The sequence below is a fragment of the Lacinutrix mariniflava genome (genome assembly GCF_001418015.1).
GTDB lineage: Bacteria > Bacteroidota > Bacteroidia > Flavobacteriales > Flavobacteriaceae > Lacinutrix > Lacinutrix mariniflava.
Genome location: NZ_LIQG01000032.1, coordinates 208,145 through 224,264, shown reverse-complemented (window position 1 = coordinate 224,264; position 16,120 = coordinate 208,145). Strand labels below are relative to the sequence as shown.

The following is a 16,120-nucleotide window of genomic DNA, read 5'->3' as shown; positions in this document are numbered from 1 at the left end:
TTATTTTGAAAATACCATAGCATATTCAACGCCATTGGTGATTTGGAAATTGTCCTTTATTTTTAATTCTTGTTCATATTGTGAAATTATTTGACAAAATATTGTCACTCGTTCATTAAAATCTACATCTTTTAAAAAATCATAATTTAAAATAAAATTGAATAAATTATCACTTGTAGCAACAAAACGATTTCGTACTTCTTCTAGATTTATCATTACTTCTTCCTCAATATTATTTTCAAGATATTCATTAGAAATACTATCTGCTATTTCTGGCTTGAAGAGTAACCTATCTTTATGTTGTTTAGCAATTCGTTTAATTGCTTCAAAAGCTTTCTCACTTTCTCTTAGAAAATCAATAGATAAATTTAAAGGCTGACTTGTTCTTACCTCAAAAATCACTTCATTTTTGGTTGATACTATTTGTCTAATGTCAGTTTCTGCTTCAATAGTAAAATTATCTTTTAAGTATTTTAGTTTTCGTAATTTCTCTAAGAATTTCCCTTGCTGTTTTATTTGATTTAGAAAATCAATTATCTGTTTTTCTATTTCAATTAGGTTGTGTGAACATTCTCCTAGCTGATGTTTTAATTCAATAATAATCCTATTCAATTCTTCGTCTAAGGCTCTATTAAAAAAAGTTATTTCTTCCTCGTTAATAAGAGTCAATGTTTGCTGTATCAAATTTGTTACTATTGTTCTTTTCTCATCAAGGTGTTCTAACTTTAATTGTTTGTTCTTGTAATTAGATTCGTTTTTAAAGGTGTTTTCAATATTTCTTCTTAAATCAACCACACTTCGCAGTGTGACAAGTCCCATATTTCTAAACGTTTTTTTTATTAGTCTTAAATATGTATATCTTCGATTTTCGTTAGGCTCATTTAAAAAATAAAGGATATGTTCTTTTATAGTTTTGACATTATCATCAATGTAAGACAAGTTGATTTCTTCACTAACATAAAGGACTTGTTCAAAGAATTCCAAAAATTGACCATCAAGTTCTAATAAGCCTCCATTTTCTCTTATTACAGATTTTTCTATTAACTTATCAATACGATTTTCTTCGTAATCAACGAGTTCTAATGCGTCACTCAATCTGTAGTCTATGGATTTTCTTTTACTAAACATTTCAGATATCAGTTTTTCCTCTCTTTTCAAAGCGGTAACCAATTCTTTTATGTCATTGAATGTGTTCATTGTTTCGTTTTGTGCGTGGGCAAAAAAAAATAGCCCTTTCATTTTTTCGCGCGTTGGCATTGCGCGTTTGGCAAAAAAATAAATGTTCAATTTTAGCACGATTTTAGTATTATGCACAATGCTCCGTTGATATAAAATCGTTAAACGAAGTTAGAAGAAAAAAATGACAAAGTCAAGTTGTCATTTTAACCAAGAGTTATGTTTTTAAATAGACTGTAACCTTTATTTTGAATAAGCACCCGAAGAATAAGTTAACTCATAGCTATGTGTATAGATTTCGAAAACAATACCAAAAGGATCTTCAACGTAACACATTTTAAAAGGCTTGTCTTTTGGGTAGTATTCTCTTATAGGCATTCTTTGTTTTCCTCCATAAGTAACAATTTTCTCAATTAATTCTTCAATATTTGGGTCTTGTACGCAAAAATGGAATAGCCCTGTATTAAAAGGATTAAATTCTGGAGCTTCTTTAATTCCATTCGGAAAAGAAAATAACTCAATACCAATACCATCTGACGTTGCTAAATGTGCAATTTCAAAAGTTGTCCAATCGTTTCCAAAAACATCAATACACATTTGTCCTATAGCAGTTTCTTTTTCTTTTTTAATTGTAGAAGGTTTCATAATTACATACCAACCCATAACTTCCGAATAGAACTTTATGGCTTCTTTTATATCTGGAACAGTAATACCAATATGTGAAAATGATTTAGGGTAATTTTTATTAGTTGTCATGATTTTTAATTTAAGTTCCAAAATTAATTTATATTTGTCTTATAGGCAATAACTTACTAAAAAGTAATATAGTTACCTAAAAGAGTAAATTGTCATTTATCAATACATTAAATATTTAATTTGAATAAAAATAATACTTGTCCTTTAAATTATACAATGAATTTAATAGGTACAAAATGGAAACCTTTGGTTTTATTTCACTTACTAGAAGGTGGATTACGCTCGGGAGTATTACAAAAGAAAATTCCAGGAATTTCTAATAAAATGTTCACCCAAACAGTGAGAGAGTTAGAGAAAGATGGACTGCTTTCTAGAAAAGTGTATCCTGTGGTTCCTCCTAAAGTAGAATATAAATTAAGCAAAAGAGGAGAATCGCTTGAGGTTGTTTTAAGAGGTTTAGATAAATGGGGATTAGAAGATGTAGGAAGTTAGTGGGAAAATTCTATAAAGTTGATTCCATTTTCTTATTTTTGCGCCAATGCATAAAACAATTCAAAATCACATTCCAAGTCAAGCTATTCCAAGAGTTTTAGAACTTTTAGAACATGATAATTTAGTGGTTTTAATTAAAAAAGAGCGTAAAACGAGGCATGGTGATTATAGAAAATTACCTAATGGGAAACATCAAATTACCATAAATAATAACCTTAATATTTATCGTTTTTTAATAACACTTGTGCACGAAATCGCTCATTTTGAAGCGTATAATAGTTTTGGCAGGTTTATAAAACCACATGGATTGGAGTGGAAGCGAACATTTCAACATTTAATGTTGCCTTTTATAAATCCAGAGGTTTTTCCACTAGATTTATTACCATTATTGGCACGACATTTTAAAAACCCAAAAGCAAGTAGTGATACCGATTCGGATTTAGCTTATGCTTTAAAACAATTTGATGTAAATAACGATAAAACCTATATTTTTGAGGTGCCATTTGGTACTGTTTTTAAATTCAGGAATAAAAAGGTGTTTAGAAAAGTGAATAAACGTGTAAAACGTTTTGAATGTGTTGAAATTAGTACAGGAAAAGTGTATCTTTTCAGTCCTAATGCAGAAATAGATATTATTGAGGAATAACAGATATGATGAATAAAAATTATTACGCTATATTAATGGCGGGAGGTGTAGGTTCAAGGTTTTGGCCAGTAAGTACAACGGATTTTCCTAAGCAATTTCACGATATGCTTGGAACAGGAGATACGCTTATTCAAAAAACGTTTAACCGTTTGGCGACTTTAATACCTAAAGAGAATATTTTTATTTTAACTAACGAATGCTATAAGGATTTAGTTTTCGAGCAGCTTCCTGAAGTTTCTAAAAGACAAGTGGTTTTAGAACCTGCAATGCGAAACACAGCACCTTGTATTTTATATGCCTCTTTAAAAATTAAGAAAGAAAATAAGGATGCAGTGATGATAGTTGCACCAAGTGACCATTGGATTGAAGATGAAATGGCTTTTGTAGATAATGTGCAACAGGCATTTAATTTTTGTGAGAATAACGATGCCTTAATGACTTTAGGTATCGCTCCAACATTTCCAAATACGGGTTACGGTTATATAGAATACGATAAGGCTTCTAAAGATGCTATTAAATCTGTAAATCAATTTCGTGAAAAGCCGGATTATGAGACTGCCAAAAGCTTTATTGCTCAAGGTAATTTTTTATGGAATGCAGGTATTTTTATGTGGAGTGTTAAAAGTGTAGTAGAAGCATTTAAAAATAATCAACCAGAATTGTTTCAACTTTTTGAAAGTGGGATGGATACTTATAATACAGATTTTGAAGACGATTTTATAAGAGATAATTACAGTAAAGCTGAGAATATTTCGGTGGATTATGCCATTATGGAAAAAACTAAAAATGTATTTGTATTGCCTGCAACTTTCGATTGGAATGATCTAGGAACTTGGGGGAGCTTATACGATAAATTAGATAAAGACGAGAATAACAATGCTATAGTGAATGCGAAAACATTAGCGGAAGATGCTTCTGGTAACATGATACGTACCAAAGCTGGTAAAGTTGTTGTTGTAGATGGTTTACAAGATTATATAATTGTGGATAAAGATGATGTTTTACTTATCTATCCAAAGAGAAAAGAACAAGATATTAAAAAAGTGCTTCAAAAGGTAAAAGACCAGTTTGGAGACCATTTAGGATAATATATGAGCGACGAAAACAAATTTAATTTCGCTGAAGACACTCTTAAAGATGAAGCAGCCAAAGCACAATTAGCAAAAGAGGAAGCTGCTAAAAAAGACGAGGCTGTAAAGGAATCTAAAGAAACAGTAAAAAAAGATGCATTAAGCTTTTTTGAAAGTATTAAAAAATTCTTTAATGAGTTGCTTGATTTTAGACACGATACAGATCGTGATGCTACAATAGAAGCGATAAAAGCAGATATACCTTTTAAAGGAGCAACAGCTTGGATTTTAATTTGTTCTATTTTTGTCGCTTCTGTAGGTTTAAATGCCGATTCTATTGCTGTGGTTATTGGAGCCATGTTAATTTCTCCTTTAATGGGACCAATTTTGGGTGTTGGTTTATCTATTGCAATTAATGATATTGATACCCTAAAACGTTCTTTAATAAACTTAGCAACCATGTTAGTGCTTAGTTTGTTAACTTCATTCTTATTCTTTTATTTCTTTCCTTTAAGTGAAGAAACTTCAGAATTATTAGGTCGTGTTAGTCCAGATATTCGAGATGTATTAATTGCATTCTTTGGTGGAGCCGCATTAATTATTGCGCGTACGAAAAAAGGTACAATAGCTTCAGTAATTTTTGGTGTTGCTATTGGTACTGCTTTAATGCCACCTTTGTGTACAGCTGGTTATGGTTTGGCAAAAGGAAACATGGATTATTTTCTGGGAGCCATGTATTTGTTTACCATAAATACTATTTTTATAGCGCTTTCAACGTTTTTAATCTTAAAGATTTTGCGTTTTCCAATGCTTAAATATGCTAATTCTGCGAAGCGTAAACGTATCTCTAGATTAGCCTCTTTTGTTGCTTTTTTAGTTATGATTCCTGCAATACTTACCTTTATTAATGTTTTAGATAAAAGTAATTTTAATAAAGATGCCCTCGCTTTTATAGATAATGAATTAGAAGCTTTGCCAAATGCAAACTATATTAAAGCGAATGCAAAACCTAATTACAATCCAGACGAAACATCGACTATTGAGTTAACCACTTTTGGGGCCGATGAAATTCCAGAAGCAACAATAGCGGTCTTACAGCAGCGTTTTAATAACTACACTGCATTAAAAAACACGACATTAAAAGTTAACCAAGTTAAAAATAGAATTGTTAATAATCTGCTTTATATGGAAGAATTGCGAACACGCGACTCTTTAGATTTGATGTCTCAACAACAAAAAATCACTTATTTAGAGGATAGAGTTAGAAAATTATCAAAATTCGAACGTAGTCAAATGCCTTTTGAAAGCTTAACGGAGGAGGTTAGAATTAATTATGAAAACCTTGAAGCTTTTGGTTATGCATCAAAGCTAAACTCCAACTTTAAGACTATAGATACTATTAATGTCTTTAGTATTAAATGGAAGAATTCTAATGATAGCTTAAATAGATATCAACAGAAGAAATTAGAGACTTGGTTAAAGTATAAGTTAAAATTAGACACTTTAGTAATTGAAGTAAGGGAGTAAAATTAACTATGCTCTCTTAAAATAGCTTCTCTCACTTTTTTAAATAAATTTGAAGAGTAAACAAAATCGGTAACGACTTCGTTGTCTGTTTTAAAGATTGTGTCTTTACTACCTTCCCAAGCCTTCAAACCATTTCTTAAAAACATAATATTATCTCCAATTTCCATAACAGAGTTCATATCGTGTGTGTTAATTACCGTTGTAATATTATTTTCTTCAGTAATTTCATGAATTAAATTATCGATAACAATAGCAGTTTTAGGATCTAAACCAGAATTTGGCTCATCGCAAAACAAATATTTGGGATTGTTTACAATTGCTCTAGCAATTGCAACACGCTTTTGCATTCCGCCAGAAGCTTCACTAGGCATTTTGTTATGTGCATCTTCAAGGTTTACACGCTTTAGTACAATGTTTGCACGATCGCGCATTTCATCTTTTTTAAGCTTAGTAAACATGCGTAACGGAAACATGACGTTTTCTTCAATTGTTAAAGAATCGAATAAAGCACTGCCTTGAAATACCATGCCTATTTTAGCACGCATATCTCTTTTTTTGTCTTCACTTAAATTAGAGAAAACTTCACCGTCATATTCAATACGACCTTGTTCATAATCATATAATCCCAATAGACATTTTAGGAAAACAGATTTTCCAGAACCACTTTGTCCAATAATAAGATTTGTTTTTCCTTTATGAAATGTTGCGCTTATACCTTTTAAAATATGAGCATCTCCAAACGATTTATGTAAATTTTTTACTTCTATCATTAGCTTAGTAGTAATTGAGTTGCTAAATAATTTATAATAATAATAGCAACACTAGTCCAAACAAAAGACGTTGTGCTTGCTTCTCCAACTTCGAGTGCTCCGCCTTTCATATAATATCCATGATAAGAAGGGATGGTAGCTAAAACAAAGGCGAATAAAAATGTTTTGATAAAAGCATAAACAATATGAAAAGGTTCAAACTCTTGTTGTATACCTGTTATAAAATCGTCTGCAGAAGCATATCCTCCATAAATGCAGGCCATTAAGCCTCCAATAACACCTAGAAACATTGCAATAGATATAACAAACGGATAAAATGCCATGGCAACTAACTTTGGGAAAACAAGATAATTTAAAGAGTTAATTCCCATAACTTCTAAGGCATCAATTTGTTCTGTAACACGCATAGTTCCAATGCTTGATGTTATAAACGATCCTACTTTACCAGCCATAATAATAGACATAAAGGTAGGAGCAAATTCCAAAAGGATAGATTGTCGTGTAGCAAAACCTATTAGTTCTTTAGGAATAAGAGGATTGTCTATATTTAATGCTGTTTGAATGGTAACTACACCTCCAACAAAAAAAGCAATAAAGGCAACTATACCTATGGAGCCAATTATTAAATCGTCTATATCTTTAAGAATAAGTTCTTTCATTACAGACCATTTCGTTGGTTTGCGAAATAGCTCTATAATCATTAAAAAATAGGTACCAATATTATGTAGATATTGCATATAAGTATTGAAACAGTTAGGGTTTTATTATTAATTTTAGGACCCAATTGTATTAATTGCTAAAGTATAAAAATCTAAAACCAATTTTATACAAAATAGAATAATATATTTACATAGATGTGTGATGTATTTAACGCTAATTTTAAATTAAGATATTCAAAATAGTTTATTTTTGTAATGAAAAACAAAAGCGCATAACATGAGATTTCTATTAAGTATATTTTTTTTATCATTTCTTTTTAATTGTACAGCCCAAAATAAAGTTATCCAATCTAATACTCAAAATGAGGTTGCTTTAAATGCTAAACCTAAACTGGTGGTTGGTATTGTTGTCGATCAAATGAGATACGATTACTTAACACGTTTTTACAACAAGTACGGTAATGGTGGTTTTAAACGTTTAATAAACGAAGGTTTTAATTGTAAAAACAATCATTACAACTACGTTCCTACCTTTACAGGACCAGGTCATGCTTCTATTTTCACAGGAACTTCACCTAAAAATCATGGAATAATTGCTAATTATTGGTATGATAAGTTTAGTAAAGAAACGGTTTATTGTGCTGAGGATTCTAGCGTTTCTGCCGTTGGAAGTGATACGGATAGCGATCGAATGTCTCCACATAGAATGAAAACAACAACCTTTGCAGATGAGAACAGGTTATTTACACAAATGCGAGGAAAGACTATTGGTATTTCTATAAAAGATCGTGGTGCAATTTTACCTGCAGGTCATTCTGCAAATGCTGCATATTGGTTTAGAGGAGCAGATGAAGGTAATTTTATAACGTCTTCATATTATATGAACAGTCTTCCTAGTTGGGTTAATGAATTTAATGCAACTAATACAGCAGAAAGTTATTTACGCGAATGGAATACGCTTTACGATATTGATACTTACACCGAAAGTGGAAGTGATTTAAATGTTTTTGAAGGTGGTTTTAAAGGTCAGGAAAATGCGACTTTCCCATATGATTTAGCTGTGTTGAAAGATTCAAATAAAGGATTCGATATTATTAAAGCAACTCCTTTTGGAAATAGTATTGTTGCCGATTTTGCGATTAAAGCAATTGAAGCAGAGGAATTAGGGAAAGATAATATAACAGATGTTTTAACGGTTAGTTTTTCTAGTACAGATTATGTTGGACATAATTTTGGAGTGAATTCGAAGGAGATTGAAGATACTTACATTCGTTTAGATAAAGATTTAGAGCGTTTATTTCAAGCTTTAGATGCGCAGGTTGGAGTAGGAGAGTATACACTATTTTTAACAGCGGATCATGGAGCAGTAGAAGTGCCAGCTTATTTGCAAAGTGCAAAAATTCCTGCCGGCTATTTTAATAAAGATGAATTTAAAAAGCAATTGAATGCCTTTTTGAAAAAAGAATTTCAGGCTTCAGATTTAATTGAGAGTATAAGTAATGATCAAATATTTCTAAATAGAACAAGTTTAAAACAATGGGATTTAGATTTAAAAGATGTGCAATATGCTATAGTAAACGAGGTGATAAATTATAAGCATATTGATAAAGTGTATTCTTCTAGAACTATGCAGAACGCAACTTTTTCGGGAGGAATTGAGGCCTTATTACAAAATGGTTACCACCAAAAACGCTCTGGAGATATTATATTAGTTAAAGATCCTGCAGTAATTAGTTACAGTAAAACAGGTTCGACACATGGTTCTGGTTCTACTTTCGATACGCATGTTCCATTGTTGTTTTATGGTAATGGAATTAAAAAAGGAAGCACGTTAACTAAAACTGAAATTATTGATATTGCACCAACAATTTCTGCTTTATTAGGAATAAGTTATCCTAACGGTGCTACAGGAAATGTTTTAGGGTTTTTAATAGATTAGATAATGATTAAGTTTTTACTTTTTATACCTATATTTTATAGGCGTGGAAAGTAAGAACTTCTTATACATAGAGGTTTAATACTCTTTAGAATTTGTTCTAGTATACTTTCATTCCTTGAGAGTAAATTGAGCCATAAATCTAGTTAAGGAAAAAGAATCGACTAACATCGAATACTTGACAACTACAATAGGACTAATAGTTAAAGGAAGTATTACAAAACCTATAATGAGCTTTTTGTAGATTGTTAAATGAACTTCAGTTAAATTAGAAGTAATATGACTCTAAATAGGTGTATAATAATTCCAACAAATTAGTCTAGAATTCGACTTGAGAAAATCATGGTAATTGAGTGTTTTAATTATTCTAGACTTTTCTTTAAGAGTCTACTTTCTATAAATAAAATAGTTGTCAACCAGTTCTATATAAGTCTGCTTAGCTTCATCATTTGTAATGCCCTGAATTTGAAAAAGCGCATTGGTTTTAAAAGCATTAATAATTGGAGTACGACTACTAGGTCTTTCGTAATTATTTGTTGCTTTTTTATAGTAAGCGTATAAACGTAGAAGAAAATCTGCAGGAAAAGGCTCCGTATGGGCGTTTACACGCTCTACAGCTTCATTGAATGTGATATCTATTTCTTCTGAAGTCATTTTTATAATTCAGCAATAATACTTTCGCCGCCTTTTACTTTATCGTTTAAGTTTACTTTAATTTTAGTACCTAAAGGTAAGTATAAATCTACTCTAGAACCAAATTTTATAAAACCAGAGTCACTACCTTGAATGGCATCATCTCCTACCTGGGCATAGTTTACAATACGTTTTGCAAGCGCTCCGGCAATTTGTCGGTATAATACTTTGCCATAGGTTTCATTCTCAACAACAACTGTTGTACGCTCGTTTTCTTCGCTTGCTTTAGGATGCCAAGCAACTAAGTATTTTCCAGGATGGTATTTGCTAAATAATACTTTTCCGTTAATTGGGTAACGTGTTACATGTACATTTAAAGGAGACATAAAAACACTTACTTGTAATCTCTTTTCTTTGAAATATTCTTTTTCAAAAACCTCTTCTATAACAACTACTTTACCATCGACAGGAGATAAAACATGATTGTTATTATTAACAGTGTTTCGTTTTGGGTTTCTAAAGAATTGAAGTATTAAATACAATAACACTGCTAACGTTGCAAATACAATGTATTTAAGCCATGCTAAATCAATAAAGTTATCTACCGCTAAGTAAGATGCAATTATAATTATAAAAGTAATGACAATAATTTTATGGCCTTCTTTATGAAACATAGTGTAGTATTCTTAAAAATAAATAAATGAATGGTGCTGCAAATATAATACTATCAAAACGGTCTAACAAACCACCATGACCTGGCATAATTACACCGCTGTCTTTTACGTTTGCTTGACGTTTAAATTTAGACTCTATTAAATCTCCAATAGTGCCAATAACACTAATAATTACTGCTAAAATTAACCAGTTATTAAAGTTTAGAGTTTCAGTATAAATTGCAATAAAATAACTTGCAATACAGGCAAATAGTAAGCCTCCAAGAAAACCTTCAACAGTTTTTTTTGGAGAAATACTTGGAAAAAGTTTTTGTTTACCAAAGTTCTTTCCAACTAAATAAGCGAAAGAATCATTAACCCAAACAAGAATAAAAGAGCCTAATAGAAGTTTTGGAGAAAAAGAATGGTTATAATTCGCAATTAAAATTAAAAATACAAAGGCACTAGAAATGTAGAATGTTGTTAATATAAAACGTTTTGTAATAAATAATGGAATTACTTTCTCAGAGAACAAGTCCTTAATTAATAGTAATTGAACAAATATAGTAATGACTTGTAAAATTTGTGTGGCTTCGTCTAAGCCTTCCGAAGAATTCATTAGTAACTGCCAGTACCCAAATATAAAGTAGAGTATTGTAAATATAATGTAGGGAACAAAGCTTTTTAAATTGATAAGCTTCTTAAATTCTGCAATAGCAATAATACCAAAAACAAAAAATAAGATTATTAATGCATGTTGGTTTAATAACGATGCAACAAGCAACGAAATAAAAAGTATTCCTGAAAGTGCTCTAGTAGTAGTTTCTTTCATTAATTATAAATCTTCAAGAAGCAACAAATATAGGTTTTTTGAAGCACTACCGTAGGTTAAAAAGTCTTTTTCATCAATATCTTTAAAGTGTTTAATAGTGGTGATATTTGTTGGTATTTTTTGTACATTTTTGTTTTTTATTTGGCGTAATCCTTCTCCAATATTTGGAACAATCTGGCTTGTGGTTGCAAATACGATAAAGTTGTTTGGAAACTCGATTAGTTTAGATTCTGCAATTTGGTGCGATGATATAAGTAACGAACCATCGTTGGCAATTAAATTCTCACAAGTCGTAAAAAAATAAGTTGCCTCCTTTAAGCTATCAATTTTTAAATTTAAACCTTTAAAACGTTCTTTTAAATTTTCATCGTAAAAATACCCAGATTTATCTGTCCAGTTATTTTCTTTAAAAATAAGATTAGTGTTTTCGAAGACTTCGTCTAAGTTTTCACAATATAGAAACTTACCACCATTAGCTTTAAAGTTTATAGTAAAACTTTCGTCTATTGGTAATTCAACTTGAGGCATGTGTTTACCTCGATTATCGCTGCTAATTTCCTTTTTCTCTTTATCGGATTTAGAACGGAAAATGTTTTTAAAAATGCTCATTTATGTTTTGCTATTAACCGACACCTTTAGGCCAATTACCAAATATAAAAAATCTCAAACTAACATAAGCGTTAATTTGAGATTTTAAGACTATTTTATAATTAGGAATCTATTCTTCTTCCTTTTTTTCTTCTTTGTTTTCTGAAACAAGTTTCTGAGAAGGCTTGTCTTCAATGGTATCGAAAGGACGTTTACCTAAAATCTCTTCAAGATCATCTTTGAAGATAACTTCTCTTTCCATTAACCTATTTGCTAACTTTTCTAATACATCACGCTTAGAGGTTAAAAGTTCTAAAGCACGAGTGTATTCTGTCTCAACAATGTTTTTTATCTCATTATCAATAAGCTCAGCGGTACTTTCACTGTAAGGCTTCACAAAACCGCTTTCTCCAGCAGGATCATAATAAGTAATATTTCCAACCTTTTCATTTAAGCCATAAATCATAACCATTGCTTTTGCTTTTTTGGTTACATTTTCTAAATCGCTTAATGCTCCTGTAGAAATCTCATTAAAGATTATTTTTTCAGCAGCTCGACCACCCATAGTTACGCAAATTTCATCTAAAAACTTACTTGTTCTAGTGATGTAAGCTTCTTGAGGTAAGTACCATGCGGCACCTAAAGAGCGTCCGCGAGGAACGATAGTTACTTTTACCAAAGGATCTGCATGCTCTAAGAACCAGCTTACAGTTGCATGTCCAGCTTCGTGATATGCAATTGTTTTCTTCTCTTCAACAGAGAAAAGATGACTTCTTTTTTCAAGACCTCCAATAACACGATCTACAGCATCTAAAAAGTCTTGCTTGTCAACTGCTTTTTTATTGTTTCTTGCTGCAATTAATGCTGCTTCATTACATAAGTTAGCAATATCTGCACCAGAGAATCCTGGCGTTTGTTTAGCTAAGAAGTCTAAGTCTAAACCTTCAACTTTTTTTAGAGGTCTTAAGTGTACATCAAAAATGGCACGTCTCTCGGTTAAGTTTGGTAAATCCACATGAATTTGTCTGTCAAAACGTCCTGCACGCATAAGTGCTTTATCTAAAACATCTGCTCTGTTTGTAGCAGCTAATACAATAACATTTGTATTTGTACCAAAACCATCCATTTCTGTTAATAATTGGTTTAGAGTGTTTTCACGCTCATCATTACTTCCAGACATTGCATTTTTTCCTCTCGCTCTACCAATCGCATCAATTTCATCGATAAAAATAATGGCAGGAGATTTCTCTTTAGCTTGTTTAAATAGATCTCTAACACGAGAAGCTCCAACACCTACAAACATTTCAACAAAATCTGATCCAGATAATGAGAAAAACGGCACTTTTGCTTCACCTGCAACGGCTTTAGCTAATAAGGTTTTACCTGTTCCTGGAGGTCCAACTAATAATGCTCCTTTAGGTATTTTACCACCTAAAGAGGTGTATTTTTCTGGGTTTTTAAGAAAATCTACAATTTCTTGTACTTCTTCTTTTGCTCCTTCTAAACCTGCAACGTCTTTAAAAGTCGTTTTAACCTTAGTATTCTCATCGAATAATTTAGCCTTAGATTTTCCAATATTAAAAATTTGTCCACCTGCGCCTCCACCAGCTCCACCAGACATTCTTTTCATTATAAATAGCCAAATACCAATTAGTAATAAGAAAGGTAATACACTTATTAGTATATCTGCTAATATGTTTTCCTCTCTATTATTGTCATATTCGGTGGTTAAATTATTATCATCAATAATTTGAGTGTACTTATCTTCAAAATTGCTTAAATCACCATATTGAAAAATATAGTTGGGCATTTTTGTCGACGCAAGACTAAAACCTGTAGAAACAGATTTTGCGTGTTTTTTTAATTTTGCTGCGTCATCTGTAAGATAGACTTTTACATATCCAGTGTTTTTAATAATATCGAAATGATCAATTTCACCAGATTTTAGAGTTTGAAAGAACTCTATTGGTGTAATTTTTTTGTTATCATTAGTATCACTACTGCCAAAAACTTGAAAAGCGATTAACGCAATTAAAAGAGCTCCAGAAATCCAATACGGATTAAACTTAGGTTTTTTTGGAGCTTGAGGTTTTTTATTTTCTGCCATGAATGGTTTTAAAATTTAGATTCAATAATTGTAGTTTTGGCATCTCCCCAAAGACTCTCAATATCATAATATTCGCGAATATGCTTCTGGAAAACATGAACAACAACGTTTACGTAATCCATTAGAATCCATTCCGCATTGTCTTCACCTTCAATATGCCAAGGCTTATCTTTTAGTTGCTTACTTACTTTTTTCTGTATTGAACCAACGATAGCGTTAACTTGAGTGTTAGAAGTTCCTTCGCAAATTATAAAATAATCGCAAACAGTATTATCAATCTCTCTTAGGTCTAGAATAACTGTTTCTTTTCCTTTTACATCTTCAATACCACTAATAATTGTTGCTATTAGTGTATCTATGTTTGCTTGTTTTTTAGTCATTAATCAAATTTAATTTGTGCAAAGTTATTATTTTTTGGTTCTTTATACTTTAAAATTATTATAAACATTTGTTATAAAAATTTAATCACGAAGATAACCAATTTATATGCGTATAATCAAACTTGATGCCATCGATTCTACAAATACTTTCCTAAAGGAAATTAGCAGTGTAGAGACACTTGAAGATTACACAGTAGTTGTAGCGAATAAACAAGAGAATGGACGCGGACAAATGGGGAAGGTGTGGCAATCTAAATCTGGAGAAAACCTTACGTTTAGTGTGTTTAAGCGTGTTAAAGGTTTAGAGTTTTCTAATCAATTCTACCTTAGTATTGTTACTGCTCTTGCGCTTTATAATACCTTGAAATCTTACAATGTTCCAAATTTATTTGTAAAATGGCCTAACGACATTTTGTCAGCGAATAAAAAAATTGCTGGAGTTCTAATCGAAAATGTTGTTAAGCAGAATAGATTAGAATATTCTATTGTTGGTATTGGTTTAAATGTTAATCAAACCGAATTTAATAACCTAAGCTCTGCAACTTCTCTAAAAAATAACACGGGTAAAACTTTTAATTTAGATGAAGTACTCCATAAGTTTTTAACCGAATTTAAGATTGCTTATAAAAGTTTAGAGTCAGATGCTTTTGAATTCTTAAAAATAGATTATGAATCTAAACTTTTTAGAAAAAATAAACCTTCAACATTTAAAAATGCTGAAGGCTCTTTATTTTCTGGTTTTATAAAAGGTATTTCTTCAAACGGTAATTTAGTAGTCTTATTAGAAGACGAGGTTATTGAAGAATTTAATTTAAACGAAATTACATTACTATATTAAACAGCAGTAACCATGTTGGTTGCTAAAGTATCAATAAACTTACTTATTGGTCCTTTTATCATCATAGCCATCATAGCATTAAATTCACCTTCAAAATTAAGTTGAACTTCGCTAGTGTTACTGTCTATTTCTGTTATATTTCCTACTAAAGAAAAATCTAGTTTCCCTCCAGCAGCACCAAGTACTATCTTGCTGTAAGGTGTTGTTTCTTTTTTCTTAAGTACAATTTCGGGCATTCCTTTTAGAGCGAAAAGAAACTTATCTTCTCCTAGGATTTCAAATTTACTTATATTTTCTGGCATTAATGATTCAAAATTTTTAACGTCATTTAAAAAATTGAAAGCATCTTCGGCAGATTTATTTAATGTTACTTTTTGTGATTCTAAATTCATAATTAGAGTAGTGTTGTTAATTGTTTTTAGTAAAAGCTATTCTCTGTATTTAGATATCAAGAAGCGTTCCATTCACTGGGATTACTATTCCAAGCAGATAAAGTTTCTAATTGATCTTCTTTTATATAATTTGTTTCGGCCGCTTCTATAAGTAATGTCTCATAGTTGCTTAAGGTTTGTAAATCAATGTTTTCTGCTTCAAAGTTAGCCTTAGCAACATCAAACCCATAGGTGAAAATGGCAACCATACCTTTTACATTAACATTAGCTTCTTTTAGAGCTTTTACAGCATTAAGGCTGCTTTTTCCGGTACTTATTAAATCTTCAACTACAACAACATTTTGACCGCTTTCAATAAAACCTTCGATTTGGTTTTGGCGACCATGGCCTTTAGCCTCAGGTCTAACGTATATAAATGGCAAGCCTAAATATTCGGCCACCAAAATACCTATACCAATAGCGCCTGTTGCTACACCTGCAATAGCATCAGGTTTTCCATAATGTTGTTCTATAAATTTAGCCATTTCTTCACGAACATAATTTCTTACTGGTGGAAATGATAAAATAATACGGTTGTCGCAGTAGATGGGCGATTTCCATCCTGAAGCCCATGTAAATGGATCTTTAGGGCTTAATTTTATGGCATTAATTTGTAATAATACCTTGGCAGCTTGTCTTGCGATGTGTTTGTCGAAAATCATAGATGCAAAAATAAACAATAATTT

18 protein-coding genes are annotated in these 16,120 nt (G+C 31.2%); 6 read left to right on the top strand and 12 right to left on the bottom strand.

The features are described 5' to 3' along the window. Both ASC44_RS17025 and ASC44_RS17020 read right to left on the bottom strand, forming a co-directional pair. Positions 1-1,257 (bottom strand): hypothetical protein, encoded by a 1,257-nt coding sequence (locus ASC44_RS17025; protein ID WP_241491449.1) that lies wholly within the window; start codon positions 1,255-1,257, stop codon positions 1-3. 162 nt (positions 1,258-1,419) lie between these two features. Next, positions 1,420-1,932, bottom strand: a complete 513-nt coding sequence (locus ASC44_RS17020; RefSeq protein WP_055448817.1) for a VOC family protein — start codon at positions 1,930-1,932, stop codon at positions 1,420-1,422. A 156-nt stretch (positions 1,933-2,088) separates the two neighbouring features. Here ASC44_RS17020 and ASC44_RS17015 point away from each other — a divergent pair, with 156 nt between their 5' ends. The 4 genes from ASC44_RS17015 to ASC44_RS17000 are packed head-to-tail and all read left to right on the top strand — an operon-like array spanning position 2,089 to position 5,607. Further along, entirely contained in the window at positions 2,089-2,364 is a 276-nt protein-coding gene (locus ASC44_RS17015; RefSeq protein WP_055448816.1) for a winged helix-turn-helix transcriptional regulator, read from the top strand. A 46-nt stretch (positions 2,365-2,410) separates the two neighbouring features. Further along, positions 2,411-3,010 carry a SprT family zinc-dependent metalloprotease gene (locus ASC44_RS17010; RefSeq protein ID WP_055448815.1) on the top strand — a complete coding sequence of 200 codons (600 nt, stop codon included), beginning with the start codon at positions 2,411-2,413 and terminating at the stop codon, positions 3,008-3,010. 8 nt (positions 3,011-3,018) lie between these two features. Beyond that, positions 3,019-4,098 (top strand): mannose-1-phosphate guanylyltransferase, encoded by a 1,080-nt coding sequence (locus ASC44_RS17005; protein WP_055448814.1) that lies wholly within the window; start codon positions 3,019-3,021, stop codon positions 4,096-4,098. 3 nt (positions 4,099-4,101) lie between these two features. After that, positions 4,102-5,607, top strand: a complete 1,506-nt coding sequence (locus ASC44_RS17000; RefSeq protein WP_055448813.1) for a DUF389 domain-containing protein — start codon at positions 4,102-4,104, stop codon at positions 5,605-5,607. Positions 5,608-5,609: 2 nt separating this feature from the next. Here ASC44_RS17000 and ASC44_RS16995 read toward each other — a convergent pair whose 3' ends face one another. Together ASC44_RS16995 and ASC44_RS16990 are read right to left on the bottom strand one after the other, a co-directional pair. Beyond that, a complete protein-coding gene (locus ASC44_RS16995) occupies positions 5,610-6,377 on the bottom strand; it encodes an ABC transporter ATP-binding protein (RefSeq protein WP_055448812.1) in 768 nt (255 codons plus the stop codon). Further along, a complete protein-coding gene (locus ASC44_RS16990; protein WP_055448811.1) occupies positions 6,377-7,114 on the bottom strand; it encodes an MlaE family ABC transporter permease in 738 nt (245 codons plus the stop codon). The genes ASC44_RS16995 and ASC44_RS16990 overlap by 1 nt, the downstream gene beginning before the upstream one ends. Positions 7,115-7,313: 199 nt before the next feature. Between ASC44_RS16990 and pafA the strand changes: the two genes are divergently transcribed. Then, on the top strand, positions 7,314-8,975 hold the full coding sequence (gene pafA / locus ASC44_RS16985) for an alkaline phosphatase PafA (RefSeq protein ID WP_055448810.1): 1,662 nt from the start codon (positions 7,314-7,316) through the stop codon (positions 8,973-8,975). A 384-nt stretch (positions 8,976-9,359) separates the two neighbouring features. On the opposite strand, the gene ASC44_RS16980 is transcribed toward pafA, so the two are convergent. The 6 genes from ASC44_RS16980 to rsfS form a co-directional block, all read right to left on the bottom strand. Then, positions 9,360-9,626, bottom strand: coding sequence for an acyl-CoA-binding protein (locus ASC44_RS16980; RefSeq protein WP_055448809.1), 267 nt, complete (start codon positions 9,624-9,626; stop codon positions 9,360-9,362). A gap of 2 nt (positions 9,627-9,628) precedes the next feature. Continuing rightward, positions 9,629-10,279: a phosphatidylserine decarboxylase family protein gene (locus tag ASC44_RS16975; protein WP_055448808.1), complete on the bottom strand. Its 651-nt coding sequence runs from the start codon at positions 10,277-10,279 to the stop codon at positions 9,629-9,631. Continuing rightward, entirely contained in the window at positions 10,269-11,090 is an 822-nt protein-coding gene (locus tag ASC44_RS16970) for a phosphatidate cytidylyltransferase (RefSeq protein WP_055448807.1), read from the bottom strand. The genes ASC44_RS16975 and ASC44_RS16970 overlap by 11 nt, the downstream gene beginning before the upstream one ends. 3 nt (positions 11,091-11,093) lie before the next feature. Further along, the gene (locus ASC44_RS16965) at positions 11,094-11,699 is read right to left on the bottom strand and encodes an LUD domain-containing protein (protein ID WP_055448806.1); all 606 of its coding nucleotides are present in this window, start codon (positions 11,697-11,699) and stop codon (positions 11,094-11,096) included. 109 nt (positions 11,700-11,808) lie between these two features. After that, positions 11,809-13,785, bottom strand: a complete 1,977-nt coding sequence (ftsH, locus tag ASC44_RS16960; RefSeq protein WP_055448805.1) for an ATP-dependent zinc metalloprotease FtsH — start codon at positions 13,783-13,785, stop codon at positions 11,809-11,811. Positions 13,786-13,793: 8 nt separating this feature from the next. Then, positions 13,794-14,165 carry a ribosome silencing factor gene (rsfS, locus tag ASC44_RS16955; protein ID WP_055448804.1) on the bottom strand — a complete coding sequence of 124 codons (372 nt, stop codon included), beginning with the start codon at positions 14,163-14,165 and terminating at the stop codon, positions 13,794-13,796. A 106-nt stretch (positions 14,166-14,271) separates the two neighbouring features. Between rsfS and ASC44_RS16950 the strand changes: the two genes are divergently transcribed. After that, complete coding sequence (locus tag ASC44_RS16950) at positions 14,272-15,003, top strand: biotin--[acetyl-CoA-carboxylase] ligase (RefSeq protein ID WP_055448803.1); 732 nt, start codon at positions 14,272-14,274, stop codon at positions 15,001-15,003. Here the strand turns inward: ASC44_RS16950 and ASC44_RS16945 are convergent. Continuing rightward, on the bottom strand, positions 15,000-15,395 hold the full coding sequence (locus ASC44_RS16945) for a hypothetical protein (protein WP_055448802.1): 396 nt from the start codon (positions 15,393-15,395) through the stop codon (positions 15,000-15,002). The genes ASC44_RS16950 and ASC44_RS16945 overlap by 4 nt on opposite strands. A gap of 56 nt (positions 15,396-15,451) precedes the next feature. Further along, positions 15,452-16,096 carry an orotate phosphoribosyltransferase gene (gene pyrE / locus ASC44_RS16940; RefSeq protein ID WP_055448801.1) on the bottom strand — a complete coding sequence of 215 codons (645 nt, stop codon included), beginning with the start codon at positions 16,094-16,096 and terminating at the stop codon, positions 15,452-15,454. Positions 16,097-16,120 lie beyond the last annotated feature (24 nt).